Below are 18197 nucleotides of genomic sequence, written 5' to 3'. Positions count from 1 at the left end.
AATTGCATGTCTCCGCCAAAGAGCGTTCGCTTCATTTATGCTCGTATATATAGTGTACCAAAGTTAAGTCTAAGGGTGCACGTAGGGGGTGTCAATGAAGAGAAGGATGAATATATAGGTTGCCTACAATAAAGAGAATGTATGTTCTTATTGTAATAAAAACGGGAAGAGTTGTCACGGTGAAAATGATGGAGAAGTGTATTGCGTTTGCGATTTGAAATACACAATGCAGAAGGATGCAATGACCGCATAGATTGAAGATTAGAGTACACGGACGACAATGACGGCAATAGCAATCCACATGGCTGAACCGAGTATTAGCGCGATAACCCAACCGCGTCCTACTTCCGTGTGGTCTGTTTCCATATCTTTTTCATGTTGGCTCATGATACAACAACTCCCCAAAGCGTGATGGTATTCACAGTTTGGGGAGAAAAAAGTTTAATTTATACCTTTTTCGTACAAGTATTTTAGTAGGCATTTTTATTAATAAATCCGTTCATAATTGTCTTCCAAATAATTTTAATATCAAATAATAAAGACCAGTTTTCAATATAGAATATATCGTAACGAATCCGTTCCTCAATTGAAGTGTCTCCGCGTAAGCCGTTGCTCTGAGCCCAGCCAGTAATGCCCGGGCGGACATGGTGCTTCACCATATATTTCGGAATTTCCTCTTTGAATTGTTCCACAAAATACGGACGCTCCGGTCTTGGACCAACTACGCTCATATGTCCGAAAAGCACATTGAAGAACTGAGGAAGTTCATCCAAGCTGGTCTTTCGTAAGAAAGAGCCAAACTTCGTACGACGCGGATCATTTTCCGTTGTCCACACCGTGTCTGATGTATTCTGCTTACTCACCTTCATTGAACGGAACTTGTACATCATAAAGTGACGCCGGTTCAATCCAACCCGCTCCTGCCTAAATATGATTGGACCCGGGGAGGTTAACTTTAGCCCTATCGTAATAACAAGCATAACTGGCAGCGTTATGATGATGGCCACTAATGAAAACGCAATATCAAAGGCTCGCTTGAGCACCCTGTTTCGCAGTACATCGAGCGGAATGTCACGCACGTTAATCATTGGCATACCCGCAAAGTTATCAAAGTATGGTCGTGAAGGCAGATAGTCGAAGAAGTCTGGAATGATAAGTGTGCGCACTCCTGCTTTTTCACATGTCTCGATAATGTCCGGGAATTTATGATGTGCGTCTAACGGGAGAGCAATAATGACTTCGTCGATCAACTTGTCATTCAGCACCTGCTCTAACTCATTCAAAGTCCCTAGGATTGGTTCATACCGTTTCTCTTCAATGGAATCCCACTCTGCCCGATCATCTAAAAATCCAATAACCTCATAACCCATTTCCGGGTAATTCCGCAAATTCTCATAAAAGCGTTTCCCCAGAGTCCCTGCCCCCAGGATAATAATGAATTGCTTGTTATACCCTTTGTGGCGCAAGGAGCGCAGCATAACTTTAACCGTATATCGATAGACGGTAGTTCCCGCTGTTGCAGTCCCTACGAAGACAGCCAGGAATTCACGGGATATATGGATTTGTTTGAAAAAGAACAACAAACTAAGCAACACGAACAAGCTAATCGCATGCGTTTGAATGATGCGAACAAGCTGATCCGAGAACCGCTTTTTCCGATGGAAATGATATAGCGAAGACATGGTGCCAACAACTATAACGGTTGCCGCGTATACCACTCCCCAACCCATATAAGTCCTATAAGACAATGAGCCATCGTTATCCAACCAGCCGCTATCGAATTTTACCCACCAAGCCAATCCGAATGCGATCGCGATGACGAGAATATCGAAAATCATATATATTTTCGACAAAAACTTCTGATTTTTGCGAATCATGTATAAGAACCTCATTTTACCGTATTTGATTAAGACCATTATACTAGAGATTCATACTGTAAGGGAATGGTTGTTATTTATTTGTTTGCGGTCTCCGAAAAATGGCCAAGCCTTTCGCTATCGCGTTCAATGTCAAAGCTGCAGCCAACTTTGCACCCATACCGGCATACATCAGCGCGTTCACCCAAAACGGATATTGCTTTTTGAAATGTTTATTGTAAAGGACATATATCGCTCTATGAAATTCATACGTGATTTTAAAAGGTTTATTCCGGCTGCTTGCCCGCTTATAGTGAACAATTTTCGTCTTTGGATAGTAATAGTTGACCCAGCCCGCCTGCTTTATGCGGTAACACCAATCAACATCTTCCCCATACATAAAAAAGTCTTCATCCAGCATTCCGACCTGCTCGATAGCCTCACGTCTCACCATCATGAAGGCTCCAATCAGACAATCAATCGGATAAGCCTCATCAGGATCTAAATCTTCACGGTGGTACGCATTGATTCGTGGATTCTTGGGGAACAGTTTAGATAATCGAGACACATAGAAGAAGGTTGCAGACGGTGTTGGAAATCCGCGTCGGCAGGCTTTGTCCAAAGAGCCATCAGGAAGGACGACCTTACACCCTGAAGCCCCCACCTCAGGATGCTCATCCATAAAGCGTATCATGATGTCGAGCGTATCCGGTTGAATAACCGTATCGGAGTTGAGAAGTAGAACATAACGCCCCTCCGCTACACGCATGCCTTGGTTGTTGGCTTTGGAAAAGCCAAGGTTGTCTTCATTGGCGATGAGTTTTACTTGAGGGTATTGCTCTCCAATGACTTGTACTGAATCATCGCGTGAAGCGTTGTCGATTAGGATGACTTCAGATTGAAAGTCCGTTACCGACTGGTAGACGGACTCAAGGCAGTTCAAAGTCAACTGCTTCGTATTATAATTGACAATGATAACGGATAGATCAATCATTTAAGTATGTCTCCTCTAATCATCATAAGACGGAGTACGAGATTGTCCAACGTAGACTGGCGGTATAGAGGTGTTGATAAGACATATTTCGTTCTTTTCAAAAATCCTCTATCAGGAAGCAGAAACCGGTGTAACTCTACTTTTAACTCGGGAGGGAGACGTTCTCCCCAGCAACACTCAAACTCTCTGGCTTGGTTCCACAATACTTTTTGAGCTCGATGCTTCTTGTAGCTGCTCCATTTTTTTACCCACTTATCAACAAAACCTTGTTGTCCACCAACAACATTATTTTGGTGCTGCCGGTAGTATATACTTGGATTTTCATCATAAATGACTTTACCAAATGCAGAAACGACTAAATATACCCACCAGTCATGCATGACGATGTTTTGAGGACATGGAACTTTATGCCTCATCATATCAATTGCTGGACGATTTATCATAAGCGTGGCACCAACTGCGATATTTTCTATCAAAGCATTTAAAAAAGAGGGCCCTCGCTGTGGAGCAGGGGGCCAACAATTGAGCGGTTGCAACGTTTCATCCACCATTAGGGTAGGAGTTAGGTGCATCAATGGTATATCGCCAGAAAACTCACTTAAAGAACATAAGCCCCTCTCCAACTTATCCGGCATCCACACATCATCCTGGTCACAGAAACATACGTAATCCGTATCATCATGGGTATAACCAGATAGGAGCTCAAAAAAACTCGCGATAACTCCAATGTTCTTTTCATAAAGGGCTTCAATTTTATTCGGATAGTTAGTTACATATTCATAAATGATTGCCGTTGTACTGTCAGATGAGCCATCATCTCGTATAGTAATAAAGAAATGAGAATGAGTCTGTTCCAGTAGGCTATCAAGCTGCTCCGCCAAGTACTTTTCCCCATTATAGGTCGAAACAAGAATCTGAACTTTGCCATGCTGCTCCCCCATACTCATTCACTTCCAATTCTAATGTTGGTTCATATAATCTTTCAGTGCCTCTCTCCAATGACGAATTGGTGCGAGGCCATTGACTCGTATTGCCATTGGTTCCATAGCTGAATAACGAGGCCGTGGTGCTGGACGTGGAAATTGTTCCGTCGTACATGGCTCAACCTTGACAGGCATTTTTGCCTCTTCAAAAATGGCTTGGGCAAATTCATACCATGTGCATATTCCGGTGTTAGAAGCATGATATATACCATACTTTTCAGTCATTACTAGTTCCTCTAAAAACAATGTCAAATCACACGTGTAAGTTGGCGAACCCCATTGATCATTTACTACTTGCAATGAGTCGCGTTCCTCGCCTATTTTCAACATCGTCTTGACGAAGTTGTTACCTGAAGCTCCGTACACCCAGGACGTTCTTACAATAAACCAACGAGAACATAAGGATTGTACCAATTGTTCCCCTGCCCGTTTCGATTTTCCGTACACGGTCAATGGATTGGTATTGTCATATTCATAATAGGGACTAGAGGACGTGCCGTCAAATACATAGTCTGTGCTAATGTAACACATTTTGGCCTTTATACGTTCTGCAGCAACGGCGATGTTTCTAGTTCCAATAGCATTAACTAAGTAGGCATTATCTTGATCCGTCTCCGCATTGTCGACCGCTGTATAGGCTGCACAGTGAATAACTGCGTCGGGTTGTATTTCATCAATTACATTGTTGCACATTATCGCGTTTGTGATGTCTAATTGTACTCTTCCTAGTCCAACTACATGGTGTCCTTTTTCAGAAAAAAGGCGGACTACGTCCGCCCCTAATTGCCCATTAGCGCCTGTTACGAGTATGTTCATTCTTACTCCCCCAGCCGTTTCCCATATTGTTGTTCATAATACGTCTGGTATGCTCCCGACTGTATTCTCTCCCACCATGTCCGGTTATTTAAGTACCAATCAATTGTTTCATTAATCCCCGTCTCAAAAGTATGCTTAGGCTTCCAGCCGAGTTCGGTCGTTATCTTGGTCGCGTCAATTCCATAACGACGATCATGTCCGAGTCGGTCTTCAACGTATTTGATTAAGGATTCTGGCTTACCCAGTTGTTCAAGAATCGTTTTAACAATGTGAACGTTACTTCGCTCATTATTTCCGCCAATATTATATACTTCACCAGTAACGCCCTCATGAATAACCAAATCGATTGCACTACAGTGATCTTCTACGTGCAACCAATCCCTAATCTGTAAACCATCCCCATATAATGGTAATGGTTTGTCGCATAACGCATTCGCTATCATTAATGGTATTAACTTTTCTGGAAACTGATAAGATCCATAATTATTAGAACAACGGGTAATATTCACTGGTAATCCGAATGTTTCGTGATAGGCCCGAACTAATAAATCACCACTTGCTTTACTAGCAGAGTATGGACTGTTTGGAGCAAGTGGAGTTTCCTCTGTAAATAACCCTGTCTCGCCAAGAGTTCCATACACTTCATCTGTCGAAACTTGAATAAATTTCTTCACGCCACTTCTTTTTGCGGCATTGAGAAGTACCTGTGTTCCTAATACGTTGGTTCGGACAAACGCTTCTGGTTCAAGAATAGAACGATCCACATGCGATTCTGCTGCGAAGTTTACTACAACATCAACGCCTTGTTCAAATACGGTATCCATTACATCTTTGTCTGTAATATCAGCCTTTACAAAGGTGTAGTTTGGATGATTCTCGACAGAAGTTAGGCTTTCCAAATTTCCTGCATAGGTTAAGGCATCAACGTTAACAATCCGATAACCTGGATATTTGTTTAGCATATATATGATAAAATTACTGCCGATAAACCCCGCACCACCAGTAATAAGCAACTTCATATTCACATTCTCCCATACTCAAAAGTTCAATTCTGCCTCTGTCAATAAGGGATGATTCTTATCTTTATCCGATAGGACAGGGTGTGTCACAGGCCATACAATACCTAGAGTAGGATCATTCCATAAGATGCCCCGATCATGTTCAGGAGAATAATATTCATCAACTTTATAGAGCACCTGTGTATTGGGAACTAATGTACAAAATCCATGTGCGAACCCATTGGGCACCAATAACTGATGTTTATTGTATTCGGTTAGTATTATCGCTTCCCATTTACCGAATGTAGGCGATTCCCGACGAATATCCACAATCACATCATATATGGCCCCAGACAGCACACGAACCAACTTAGCCTGTGCCATAGGATTCAACTGATAATGCAATCCCCTTAAGACACCTGGCTCTGTAGACAAGGAGTGATTATCTTGTATAAACTCATTTGTTATTCCTACTGAATAATATTTATTTTCATTATAACTCTCCATAAAAAAACCACGGTGGTCACCATGGACCACCGGTTCAATTCGCAATGCACCCTTTAAGGATAGTGGAGTGACCTTCACTATTACTCTACCTCCTCATAGCTTTAATTTTCCAAATTCTTCACCAAAGACAACATTTTTAGCTAATTCATTAGCTCGCGACAAAGAAGCATGTGTGCCCGCATCTGTCCACCAGCCCTGCAAAATATCATAGGTTAACTCATTACGTTGAATATAGGCATTATTAACATCGGTTATTTCTAGTTCACCACGTGCTGAAGGCTGCAAAGATTTAATGATGTCAAATACGGTATGATCATACATATAAATTCCTGTAACAGCCAAGTTGCTCTTGGGATCTTTGGGCTTTTCTTCTATAGACTTGATATGATCACCCAATAATTCCGCTACTCCAAAACGCTGAGGATCATGTACTTTTTGCAGCAGAATTTTAGCACCTGATGACTGTTCTCTAAAGTTTTGAACGTACTCTCCAATAGTGTCTTCAAATACATTATCCCCGAGAATGACAAGCATCTGATCGCGCCCGACAAACTGTTCGGCTAAACCTAATGCTTGAGCAATCCCCCCTGCTTCGTCCTGAACTTTATAGGTAAAGGAAACTCCCATTTCTGTTCCGCTACCTAAGAGGTTTACGACTTCCCCCATATGTTCCTTACCAGTTACAACAAGGATATCGTGTATACCTGCACTCATGAGCTTGTAAACAGAGTGAAATATCATAGGATATCTGCCAACAGGAAGCAAATGCTTGTTAGTAACTTTTGTTAGGGGAAAAAGTCGAGAACCCGTTCCACCTGCAAGTATGATTCCTTTCATTGATGATCACCACCCTTAATCTTAATTTTAAAATGCACCTAACATATTAAGCACTCATTTACTAACTATTCTATCAGTTATAGATTCAATTTGTTTATATATACTTTTATAATAATCATCAGTATAATGACAAGGACTGAGGCTCCAAATGTGTGCTTGATCTGCCAACCCTTCGTGAGATACTACATGTATTCCAGAGGCATGGGCTTTAATAAATGTATGGTATCTATTGAACATATTATTAACATTTTTAATCATCGCCAATTGATTGTTAGGAAATTCTATTATCTCGTAGTTACTTACATACTTCATTGACCAATAAGCTTCACATAAAATAATTTTATGGGGAGGAACAACTTTTAGAGGTTCTTGGAAAAATGACTTACATGGTCTCTCCCACAATAAATGTGTTGATTCTATAAACCTCTTAACATGTTCACAACCTTAAATTGGGTTATTAAGTCAGATTTTAACAACTCCACAGATCTCGTTATATATGATTCATCAATACGGAATAAGTCAAAACGTTCGTCAGTAAAATCCAACAATATGTCGTCAAAATCCTCGGCTTAATCTGCAAAGTTTCTTTAAATACTTGTAGTCTAGATCCATAAAAAAAGGTATATGGATATCTGCCTCAAGCATGATGGAACATGGCCTCATAGAACGATTAATCTCAAATGGCTCCCCAGCCTCAAAGCTTCAAGGCAATACTCTTCACTTTGTTTACTATCATATCTATTATATATGCCGCGATAATGAATATGAACGGCATGATATAAGCGCTATATCTAGGATGGGCCAAATAGAATGAATTTAGATAAACAAAATATATAACGATTAATAAAATCAAAAATATAGAAAAAAACATACTATTCTTTCTGAATTTATATAATCCAACTGATACTCCGATTGCTGAAAATAAAACTAATAATAACTGCATCCCTTTGACTATCGACCTATTTATGTCAAATATTTTAATGTCATAAAATGGTTCGCTCAGAATTTTAATTGGTTTATAAATTAAATAGCTATAAAAAAATCCTTTAGGATTATTATTAAACCATTCTTTTATCCTAGCATCAGCAATTTCACCTTTCTCCTTAAACTGAAAGTATCTATGCTTATATTCTCCCATGCTACTCTTATTATTTAAGTATTTCGCAATATCATCCATCTTAGGTTCATTGGGATAACCTATTCCTTGATATGTTCCAAGTAATTTTGTATCTCCTTGATTCCCGGTAAACGGCAGGAATTCACCTACTATTTGGTAATTCCTTACCCACCATGGTGTCATAAAAAGAACAACTATCACAACTGCAAATAATCCTCTACTTACAATTAACTTAATAGGCAGCTTTTTGTGTAAATAGTATGGAATAAAAGCAATTGGCAATAAGCCAATTGTAGGTTTGAATATTATTCCTATCAAGTATAGTGACAACAAAATTAAAAAATCATTATTTTTTTTACTATCGCAAAACCTTATAGAATAATATACAAAATAAATCGTAATACAAATAAATGGTGACTCTGTTAAAAACATATTATCTAAGGACACATGAGGAAATGATAATGCTAATAAAAATGCTGCAATGTATCCTGTGTGTTTATTAAAGATCCTATTACAAATCAAATACAGTCCAAATATCGACAATAGTCCTATAAATATAAACGGTAGTCTTGCCATTAATAAACCTAATTCAGTATATCCTGTAATACTAAAAATTAGGCTCAGTAAGAAAGCTAAGCCCGGCATCATAAATACAGTAGATTCTGTATTCCCATCATACATTATACGGCCTGTTTTCAAAAACTCTATTCCAGATATTACGTATCTAGAATCATCGCTAAAAAGAGTCATGTTATTCTGGTAATTAATCAAAACAAATAATCTTATTAAAAAACCAACTGTTAAAATTAATAGAATTGACTTGTTTTTAGACATATAACCTAGCAATTTATTTAACATATGAGCTTTTCACCTGTCTTATTATTTGAAAATGATATCCAAATCTTCCATTCTAAAAAAACCTTTCCCACTTTTTTCGGGATTTAGCTTTATTGCAATTTTAAAATACTTATATTTCGGTAATATATTAGATTTAAAAGAAAACGATTCTATTTTGTTTGTGTGGCTCTTATCTTTGTTACGTGGATTCCTTAACTGGATGGTTTTAACGCCATTCTTTAATCTGGTGTTATCATTATAAAACATAAGAAACACATTCGCGTCAGTCCCATATGTGCCTGCAAGTTTAACATCCACTTGAATAGCTTTAGCACTATCAGGAATACTAGCAGGGGAATAATATTTACTACTGGGCGGAGAACCAAAAGCATTGTCGAATAACTGGATGTAAAAAGGGACTTGACCATTTTCCCATTCAACAATATACGTTTTTTCACTAGTTTTTTCAAAAATATTTTTATCTAAAGAAGAAAATTTATATTTCAAAAAAGATTCATATACACTTGACAGATCAATTTTTTCTTGTGCTTTAGAGTATGTATATAACGAAAAAGACCCACTAAACATCAAAATAACTATCGCAAAGATTATCAAAGCCCTGTTCTTTTTAATAAAATGACTCATTCTCTTCCTCCTATCTCTGCTTATTTTGATTTCCATTACACTCTATTTTTTTTTCTAACAGAGCTATTGCTTGACTAAGTTCCTTTATTTTTTTAGACTTTCTTGATTCTGCAACAGTTAGTTGGAAGTTTATAATTAGGCTTGAAACCAGGCCCCAAAAGAATAACGCATTAATTGGTGTTATTATTCCCATCAAATTTGCCATCGCATTTATACTGTTTGGAAAAACACATAAAAATATAATACTTATACAAATAAATATCCACAGCAATGAGTACTTCAATTCTAATTTTTCTTTTCTAATCATATTAATAATGAAAACAAGAGTAGTGAGACAGCCAAGAAGTAGTAACATTTGAAGTTTAGCTTCCATGTAATAACTCCTTTTTTTTTCTGTTTCTTGTTTTTAAATAGTCGATAATGATAGCCAAGCTTACCTTTACCATATAATATATGGATCTAGAAGGGCTAATCGAGGATTTACCTTCAATTCTTTCATTCATTATTACAGGGACTTCACCAACCTTATATCCCATTCTGCATAAACTTACTATACTCTCTGGCTCAGGATAATCCATAGGATAGTACTTGCACAGACAATTTATTACTTGCTTATTAATAATTCGAAAACCTGAAGTAGGATCAGAAATATTAGTTTTAGTGATGCTTTTAATTAGTTCGCTCAAAAATTTTATTCCGATCCTTCGAACTGTTGAAGATTGAAAGCCTACATTATTAATAAATCTTGATCCTATTACCATGTCATATTCTTTTTCGAGCATAACACTACAAAGGGTCTCTATGTATTTCGCATTATGCTGACCATCTCCATCGAATTGGATGGCTATATCATAACCATTATCTCTAGCATACTTATAGCCTGCTTGTACACAACCACCTATTCCTAGGTTAGTTGGAAGGTTTAATACATTAAACCCTTTCTCTTTACATAAGTTAATTGTATCATCGGTTGAACAATCATTAACAATGATGTAATCAAACCCATTAACATTGTTCAAAATATCCTCAATTACTCTTACAATATTTTTTTCTTCATTATATGCAGGAATAATAATAAGCTTCTTCATGCTCGTAACTCCTATCCCCTTATATTAATTATAAATATACCTATAACGATCACTATAAAACCAATAACCTTTTGTAGTGTTATTACTTCATTAAAAATAACAGTACCTACAATGAATGTCATGATTGCTACTAATCCATTTAATATCGGGTAAATATAACTCAATTCATTCTTTTGTATTATTATCATAAATATGCTAAAACTAGCGATATAACAGAACATTCCAACAATAGTTAAGAAACCTATACCCAAATGTATACCTGTGTTTTTTATATCAAATAGCAAGCTATTTTTGTCCAACTTAACTAATGACAATCCTAATACAGTTAGTATTAAATACAGCACATATAGAAGCAAAGTATCTTTACTCCTTCACTTTAATATTTTTAACCAAATTATCGGTCCAGCCCCTTAATTTTGGACACTTCAGGAGATAAAAAGGACTTCTCTTACTAAAGCGCCAGTTTAAATGCTCTCACTTCGTTTTTTTCGAGTTTCGCAAGAAATTCCGTAGGAGAATAGCCGTACAAACTCATGTGGATTCTCCGGTTGTTGTAAAAATCCATAAACCGATCCACTGCGGCAAAGGCTTCCTCGAAGCTCATAAACATATGGCGCTTAAAGCATTCACGTTCTAAAATGCTGTGAAAGGACTCTACATACGCTTTTTTGTTCGGAGTTCGATTAGGTGTACGTTCATGGATCAGTCCGTCTATACCTTCGAAAAACTCTCTAAATTTGTTGCTTTTAAACTGTGGCCCATTATCCGTTCGGACGACTAGCGGCGTCTCTTGTACGAAGATGTTCCGACTCAACGCTTTCTGGACGGTGGCCAGGATATCCTTGGTGGTACAGTCTTTTCCACAGTGGTATCCTACAATCCTGCGATCATAAACATCGATCATATTCGCTGTGTAGAAGTAGCGCTGCAGGCCAGCCACGTAACCGTATTTCACGTCCAATTGCCACAATTGATTTGGCCCGGTTACCTCCATGTTGTTAGCTAGGCGGTGCGGACGGATTGCTTTCGGGGTTCTAGGCTTGTCTAGGATCCCCATCTCTTTACACAGACGGCATACCTTTTTCTTGTTAATCTGAATGTGATGCTCACGACGTAATCGTATCGTTATCTTATGGTAGCCGTAGGAAGACTCTTCGCCTTCCAGTATAGCTTCTTAATCCGCCAGTCGAGCACCTTGCTTCCTTTAAACGTAAAGGAGTATCCAGGTACTGGACGCCCCCCGCTAGAGGAACGCTTTTGCTTCGGGCCAGTCTTACGCTGATGGTAGTAAGTCGAACGAGAAAGGTTACAGACTCTCAGCACCTTCTGTACCGGATAACCTAATGCGATCCATCTTCGGGCCACTTCCATTGGATGTGCGGATGCTTTTTTTTTACAAGTTCCCGAAGAATGGCGATCTCCATTTCCTTCTCGCCCAGCAATTTGGCAGCCTGATCGTACTTTTCTTTCCACTCTTCTGTCGTCTGTGGTGGACTTAGGTTATCTATCTTTTTCTTTTTGCTCATGGTCATCTCCACCTCATCCCGATATTGCTTCACCCATTTGTAAAGCGAGTAAGGGGAGATGCCACGCTTACGTGCCGTTAGTGCCACGTTTCCCCTATCCAGCGCCTCTTCAACCACCTGAATTCGGAGTTCGTCGAATTTGCTGTGTTGGACTCTCATACTCGTAACCTCCAGCTAAGTTTATTGTACAGCGCTTAGTCCGGAAGTGTCCAAGGGGATTAGGGGGCTTAATAGTTATAAAAAGAAAGTGAATAACCCAAAAATAATCTTGTTTATGAGCTACTCACTTCTAGTAAACCTATCTAGACCTTAATTAAATCTATTTCGTTTAGTATAGTAGATTGATAGCCGCTCTGATTTTTAACACGATTTGCTGCTTTCATAGATAGTTTCAAAAAAAGTTCTGGTTCCATGTATAGCAATTTAATGCTTTCTGCCAAACCGACATAATCTTCTTCTTCAACTAGCAACCCGCACTGTTCATCAACAAATTCTGGGATAGCTGCTACTCGATTCGTTACAGGTACCAGGCCAGAAGACATTGCTTCATCACGAGAAACTCCTTGTGAGTCCATTCTTGTTGGAACCATGAATACTCCGTATTGTTTATGAATTTCCGCAATCTCTTCTTGCCTCAAAAACTTCTCTTCTATGGATACATTTTTATATCTCATTAGCGGCTTAAGTGTGGATTGGAACAACTCCCCTTGTCCAATAATCTTAAACTCCAACTCTTTGAAAAATGATTCTTTAGCTAACAATTGGATAGCTTTTACTGTTAAATCATTTGCATATTTACGGTTAGCAAAGGGTCTAATGGATAGTATTTTTTTTCTTAACTCTGGATCCTTCTCAGAATAACTAAATAGTCTATTATCGATATAATTATGAATAACACTGTACTTTTCTTTAGGCAGAACTATATTAATATCCTCGAATACTTCATGTGCAAAGTAGTTTGAAACAAACACAAAGTGGAATGAATATTGGCCACTCAAAGCAAGTTTGAATATATCTTTCCAAAATGCTAGGCGCTTTTCCGATTCAGCTTTAGCCTTATTTAATTGTTGGTCAGAGCTGTAATTATACTTTCTTCTCCACCATGGTTGAATTTCTGAACCATGAATCCATACAATTATTTTCTTGTCCACTACACTATTTTTAATACATCCCCAAATATTATCATTCAAAAAATGTATTAGAACTGTATCGTATGAAGCATAAAAAAGATTATTTCGCAATTCTTCGAAATAACCGCTTGCGACATCAATGCCTCCAAACTCCGAATATCCTTTGTTGTATTTTTCATTAAGTTTAAACACATCTACTAGTTGGCCTTGATTCTTGTACTCTATCAAGCGTGAATGGATAAAGGCATAACGATATAAATCTTGATAGTCAGGATAATTATCAGCTATCAACAATACATTCGATTTGTTTAGATAACAACCTGTATCTACATTAAATTGACCAATGATTAACTGTTTGATATAACACTTTCCTGCTTCTGCTACCCTAAACCCGAACTTCACGTATTTAACAGCAGAATCTATTGATACAGAAATTTTACGATTGCAAGGTTTAATAATATTCCTTAATTTATTTTTTTTATGGTCATAAAATACAGCGACTATATCTAAGGAAAAACGTGATTGGAAATCAACATCCAAATACATGTCCATCATAGAATCAAAATTGAATTCTTCTATAAAAAAGTAATTATCCATATATATATATTGATGCCCAGTAACTAATTCTGATTGAATTGCCACTGAATTGTTTTCTAAATTAAGGGATATCTTTTTAGACTTTCCAACCACTTTCACTATGTCATAAGGTGAAAGAATTGTGTTAGCAGATAGAAATTCACTCCCCTTAATATTACTTACGACCTCTTCAACGGCTGAGATGCTCGCACCTTTATCTAAGATATAAATGTCATCTACAATCACACATTCATCATTTATTTCATTCATGCAATAATTATATTCATCTACAGATAATGCTACTTTTTCTAAGATTGCATCATCAATAGAGTCAATAAAGGTAACTAAGCGATCTTCAGATAAGAGATTAGACTGAATAAGTGATTTTCTAACACTTGCTTGATCTATCTGCCGATACTGGTGTCCTTCATTCTGCTTCTTTATACCACTTTCTTTATTAGAATAGTAAGTTCCTTTCGTAATAACGGAATTATCCGAGTATTTTAACGCAAGAAGTAGGTCTGTAATATAGTTTTCCCCATAGTAGTCTATATTAGAAAAGAATGAGACATAGTCATAATTCTCTTGAATTCCAGCAAACTCCTTGGATAAATTTTCCCCAACAAAACTAATAGCCGAAGTATTGGAATAATCATCTATCCGTTTCGTGACGATAAATAAATGCTTTGATTCGTATTGTTGTCTTTCAAACTGCTTAATGGCGCGTGCAATTTCCTCGTCGGTAATTGCTGATACAAATATCGCTACATGAGGTTGTACTATTTCCAAAGCATTTGTATAGACTTTATTAACAAGATAATTCAACCTCTCTTGATAGGTATGATCCTGTAAAACTTTTCTAAGGCCCTGTAATCTGAACTTTTGATAGTATTCTATATCATCAAACTTTTTAATTTCATCTTTCAGACGCTTCCCATCATCCGTACAAATTACTAAATCACCGAAGAAATTACGGACAGCTTTTGAATAATTGCTTACTGTCACAGTGTTAGATGCAAGCAATTCAAAAACTCGACGTGCACACATGCTTTGAGATTGCTTTACTGAATTCATGTTGATATTATAACGATATCCTTTATATGCTTTATCAATTTCATCAGGCTTTAAATTGCCAACTATATAACGCTTATATGATTTTGGGAATGAATAATTAGAATCATTATTATAATAATTTCGGTCATAAATATCTATTACGTTGTTCTCGGTAATTGCGTCAATAAAAGTCTCTAGATCACGTATTCTTTCAGGGTAGCGCTTGTAATATGCTCCAGCGAAACAGTACTTGTCCTGACGATCATAATATTCCAACGGATTATGGAACTTGGTTTGCGCAGCAAACGGTAATAAATACACACGTTCATGTTTTAATATTGATTTATATTTTTTGATGCAATCAATATCAGTTGTAAACACAAAGTCTGCATATTTAGCAGTCGCAAGAAATGTATTGTAGTGCACAGGGTCTTCCTTATTCCAAAAAACGATTGGAACATCATTACTTCTTAAATAATTCAGCAGCTCAATTAACTCATCACTAATATGTGCAACCTGTGTGTTCCAAAGCCCCTTCATCCCTTTCCAAGCTGATTCTAGAAAGAAGAGATCTGGTTTAAATTCCTTAATCTCAGATAACCAATTATTTGGTGTCACTTGCATTAGTTTGCATTGCGGATCATAGGAATGAAAAGTAAAATCATCCATAATACATGCAATTTTCATATCTTGTAAATTTTCAAAGTTACGTTTATATTTTTTTGTTACGAATGTCATACCGTTGTTGTAATATCCGCCATCATCCCAGTCAATATCCATTTCCTTCATAATCTTGGTTTTAAGATTATGTAATTCTTTAAGTTTACGTTCTATATACCCAAGATCCATTGTACAGCCTCCGCATTTTGTTTCAGAAATCATTTGGAATTCTCTTTTTGTACTTCCAATAGTTCAAAGTTAATTTCCCTAACTTAGCCTTACTAAGCAGATCATACTTTTTAGATACGTTAGCGTATCTCGCCTCCAATTGATTGTATTGGAATATCGAATCTTTATACTTGGATAAGGTTTCTTCTTCGCTCTTAATCCGTCTCATAATAGTTTGATTTTTTTCCATTATGATACCTTTAGACTTAGATAAACTTAATGTAAGCTCTTCAATTTTCTGATTCAAACTAGCAATGTCATTATCCTTATGATCTTTAGGCAATTCGGTAGATTTTATCTCTAGCGTCTCGATTTGTTTTTTTAACGCAGTATTTTCTCGCTTTAGTTCTTCGAGTGTAGACATTACTTCTCTATATTGTGTATTTAGTTTAACTAATTTATTGGATTTCTCAGAAAGATTATCAACCAAACTTCTTTCAATAGCATAAAATTGTTTTTCTAGTTCCCTCACCATAATATCATTATCTACCGATGGCCTTTTCCTAGGACATTTTTCAGCTACTACCCCGATCCACTTTCCAAAAAACTTTACCTCAAAGACTGAAAAGTATGGAGCTAGGTCGTCTAGCAAGTTGAATAGATAATAAGTTTTCTTATGATCAATATAATCATTTATTCCAAATGGTACTGTTATGATCAGTGTGCCGTCTTGTTTCAAGAATCCAGATATTCGCTCTAACAAGGACTCCGATGAAGAAAAATGCTCTAACACTTCTGAAAGAATAACCGTATCAAACTGGTGCTCTGAATTGTAATCAAATATACTGGATGCTTCATAGGTTACATTTGCCTGAACAGATTCAGATTGGTTGCTTAATGAAGCCTTCGCATATTCAATTGCTTCAGGTTCTATATCGATCCCGACCGCCTTTTTTCCTTCTCGCGCTAAAATAATCTCAGTTATCCCTTGCGAACAGCCTATATCCAGGACATCCTGTCCTTTTGCTTGAGAGCATATCCAATGGATCCCCTCTCTTGTTTTTCTGGCGAAAACTTCTCCTTTACTACCATGATACGCCTCAGTTACTTCATCTAATAACTTCATAGATTTCTCCTTTACTGCTGCGTTTATATTGATAGATGTTTCCGTAATTGATCACTTCTAGGCCGGATCTTAACTGTGACTTTACTATATTCTTCGTATCTAATAACATTGGGGTTCGCATTCGCTTTGCTATCTTATTATGGTTTAATTCCATAAATTCATTGTGATCTGTTAGTACTAATATTAGATCCGCAGCTGTAACAGCTGTTTCTTCATCTACAAATTCTATATGGGAGACATGGGGATCATATATTGAGACCTGATATCCTCTTGCTTTAAGCAACTCAATGATTTCTAATGCAGGGGATTCACGCATATCATCAACGTTTCCTTTATAAGTCACACCAAATACAGCAACCTTCGGGCGATCGATCCCCTGTAACAATTCACTAGATAGTTTAACAACAAATTCCGGCATGCTGTTGTTTGTATCTCTAGCAAGTTTAATAATGTTTGCATAATCAGGTGACTTTGCATAAATAAAATAAGGATCTACCGCTAAACAATGTCCTCCAACACCAGGCCCCGGGCTATGGATATTAACCCTCGGATGTTTGTTAGCCATGTTAATGACTTCCAACGCATTTATATCTAGATCGTAACAAATCTTCACCAATTCATTCGCTAAAGCGATATTTACATCTCGAAAGGTATTTTCCATGCATTTAGACATTTCTGCTGTCTTCGCTTCCGTCCTAATAATCTCCCCTTGTACGAATGCTGAATAAACTTCCGCTGCAGCTTGTATACATTTCCCAGTAATGCCACCCACAATTCGATTATTATGGATTAATTCTTTCAGGATTTGTCCAGGGAGTACCCGTTCAGGGCAATGCGCAAGATAGATATCCTCCCCTGCCGTAAAACCATTATCTTCAAACAACACTTTAACATAGTCGTCCATAGATCTCGGAGAAATGGTAGATTCCACGATGATAATATTCCCTTTTTCCAAGTATGGGATAATGGATTGACAAGCGTTTAATACAAATGACAAATCACAGCTCATATAAGAATCATCATTATTATTTGGAGTAGGAACTGCAATAATAAACACGTCAGCCTTTTCAGGATGTAAGGAAGCCTTAAACATCTGAGAATGAACAGCATCTTTGATCAATTCTGAAAGCCCTGGCTCTTCAATATGTATGGAGCCATTGTTTAATGTCTCAACAATGCTCGCATTTACATCCACTCCAATAACTTCATGTCCATGACTAGAGAACATTGCTGCAGTTGGCAAGCCAATATAACCAAGACCTAGCACACAAATTTTCATC

General features: G+C 37.4%; 17 protein-coding genes and 2 pseudogenes. All 19 read right to left on the bottom strand.

Going from position 1 to position 18197, the window contains the following annotated elements; all coding sequences use genetic code 11:
* Positions 1-261 precede the first annotated feature (261 nt).
* Positions 262-387 (bottom strand): hypothetical protein, encoded by a 126-nt coding sequence (locus LQV63_RS31350; protein ID WP_019424806.1) that lies wholly within the window; start codon positions 385-387, stop codon positions 262-264.
* A gap of 83 nt (positions 388-470) precedes the next feature.
* The gene (locus tag LQV63_RS08645) at positions 471-1877 is read right to left on the bottom strand and encodes an undecaprenyl-phosphate glucose phosphotransferase (RefSeq protein ID WP_233696392.1); all 1407 of its coding nucleotides are present in this window, start codon (positions 1875-1877) and stop codon (positions 471-473) included.
* Positions 1878-1950: 73 nt separating this feature from the next.
* Positions 1951-2850, bottom strand: coding sequence for a glycosyltransferase family 2 protein (locus tag LQV63_RS08640; RefSeq protein ID WP_233696391.1), 900 nt, complete (start codon positions 2848-2850; stop codon positions 1951-1953).
* Positions 2847-3791: a glycosyltransferase family 2 protein gene (locus tag LQV63_RS08635; protein WP_233696390.1), complete on the bottom strand. Its 945-nt coding sequence runs from the start codon at positions 3789-3791 to the stop codon at positions 2847-2849. The genes LQV63_RS08640 and LQV63_RS08635 overlap by 4 nt, the downstream gene beginning before the upstream one ends.
* A gap of 18 nt (positions 3792-3809) precedes the next feature.
* A complete protein-coding gene (gene rfbD / locus LQV63_RS08630) occupies positions 3810-4649 on the bottom strand; it encodes a dTDP-4-dehydrorhamnose reductase (RefSeq protein ID WP_233696389.1) in 840 nt (279 codons plus the stop codon).
* A gap of 2 nt (positions 4650-4651) precedes the next feature.
* Entirely contained in the window at positions 4652-5668 is a 1017-nt protein-coding gene (gene rfbB, locus LQV63_RS08625) for a dTDP-glucose 4,6-dehydratase (protein ID WP_233696388.1), read from the bottom strand.
* An 18-nt stretch (positions 5669-5686) separates the two neighbouring features.
* The gene (gene rfbC, locus LQV63_RS08620; RefSeq protein ID WP_233696387.1) at positions 5687-6232 is read right to left on the bottom strand and encodes a dTDP-4-dehydrorhamnose 3,5-epimerase; all 546 of its coding nucleotides are present in this window, start codon (positions 6230-6232) and stop codon (positions 5687-5689) included.
* A gap of 15 nt (positions 6233-6247) precedes the next feature.
* Positions 6248-6991: a sugar phosphate nucleotidyltransferase gene (locus LQV63_RS08615; protein ID WP_233696386.1), complete on the bottom strand. Its 744-nt coding sequence runs from the start codon at positions 6989-6991 to the stop codon at positions 6248-6250.
* Between the two features lie 54 nt (positions 6992-7045).
* Positions 7046-7417 (bottom strand): annotated as a pseudogene (locus tag LQV63_RS32015) (DUF6270 domain-containing protein); the annotation flags it as partial.
* A pseudogene (locus tag LQV63_RS32010) lies at positions 7408-7545 on the bottom strand (DUF6270 domain-containing protein); the annotation flags it as partial. The pseudogenes LQV63_RS32010 and LQV63_RS32015, both read right to left, overlap by 10 nt.
* Positions 7546-7685: 140 nt before the next feature.
* On the bottom strand, positions 7686-8966 hold the full coding sequence (locus tag LQV63_RS08610; protein WP_233696385.1) for an ArnT family glycosyltransferase: 1281 nt from the start codon (positions 8964-8966) through the stop codon (positions 7686-7688).
* A gap of 21 nt (positions 8967-8987) precedes the next feature.
* A complete protein-coding gene (locus LQV63_RS08605) occupies positions 8988-9590 on the bottom strand; it encodes a hypothetical protein (protein ID WP_233696384.1) in 603 nt (200 codons plus the stop codon).
* A gap of 10 nt (positions 9591-9600) precedes the next feature.
* Positions 9601-9963 (bottom strand): DUF2304 domain-containing protein, encoded by a 363-nt coding sequence (locus LQV63_RS08600; RefSeq protein ID WP_233696383.1) that lies wholly within the window; start codon positions 9961-9963, stop codon positions 9601-9603.
* Complete coding sequence (locus LQV63_RS08595) at positions 9953-10678, bottom strand: glycosyltransferase family 2 protein (protein ID WP_233696382.1); 726 nt, start codon at positions 10676-10678, stop codon at positions 9953-9955. Before LQV63_RS08595 ends, LQV63_RS08600 begins: the two co-directional genes overlap by 11 nt.
* A 451-nt stretch (positions 10679-11129) precedes the next feature.
* Complete coding sequence (locus tag LQV63_RS08590; RefSeq protein ID WP_267933962.1) at positions 11130-11843, bottom strand: IS3 family transposase; 714 nt, start codon at positions 11841-11843, stop codon at positions 11130-11132.
* Between the two features lie 175 nt (positions 11844-12018).
* Positions 12019-12363, bottom strand: coding sequence for a transposase (locus LQV63_RS08585; RefSeq protein WP_233696381.1), 345 nt, complete (start codon positions 12361-12363; stop codon positions 12019-12021).
* A gap of 143 nt (positions 12364-12506) precedes the next feature.
* A complete protein-coding gene (locus tag LQV63_RS08580; protein ID WP_233696380.1) occupies positions 12507-15845 on the bottom strand; it encodes a glycosyltransferase family protein in 3339 nt (1112 codons plus the stop codon).
* Positions 15835-16917: a class I SAM-dependent methyltransferase gene (locus LQV63_RS08575; protein WP_233696379.1), complete on the bottom strand. Its 1083-nt coding sequence runs from the start codon at positions 16915-16917 to the stop codon at positions 15835-15837. Before LQV63_RS08575 ends, LQV63_RS08580 begins: the two co-directional genes overlap by 11 nt.
* Entirely contained in the window at positions 16901-18196 is a 1296-nt protein-coding gene (locus LQV63_RS08570; RefSeq protein ID WP_233696378.1) for a nucleotide sugar dehydrogenase, read from the bottom strand. The genes LQV63_RS08575 and LQV63_RS08570 overlap by 17 nt, the downstream gene beginning before the upstream one ends.
* Position 18197 lies beyond the last annotated feature (1 nt).

Origin of the sequence: Paenibacillus profundus (assembly GCF_021369635.1) — a bacterium.
Taxonomy (GTDB): domain Bacteria; phylum Bacillota; class Bacilli; order Paenibacillales; family Paenibacillaceae; genus Paenibacillus_B; species Paenibacillus_B profundus.
Note: the sequence above shows the minus strand (reverse complement) of the source record. Positions and strands in the feature narration are given on the sequence as shown.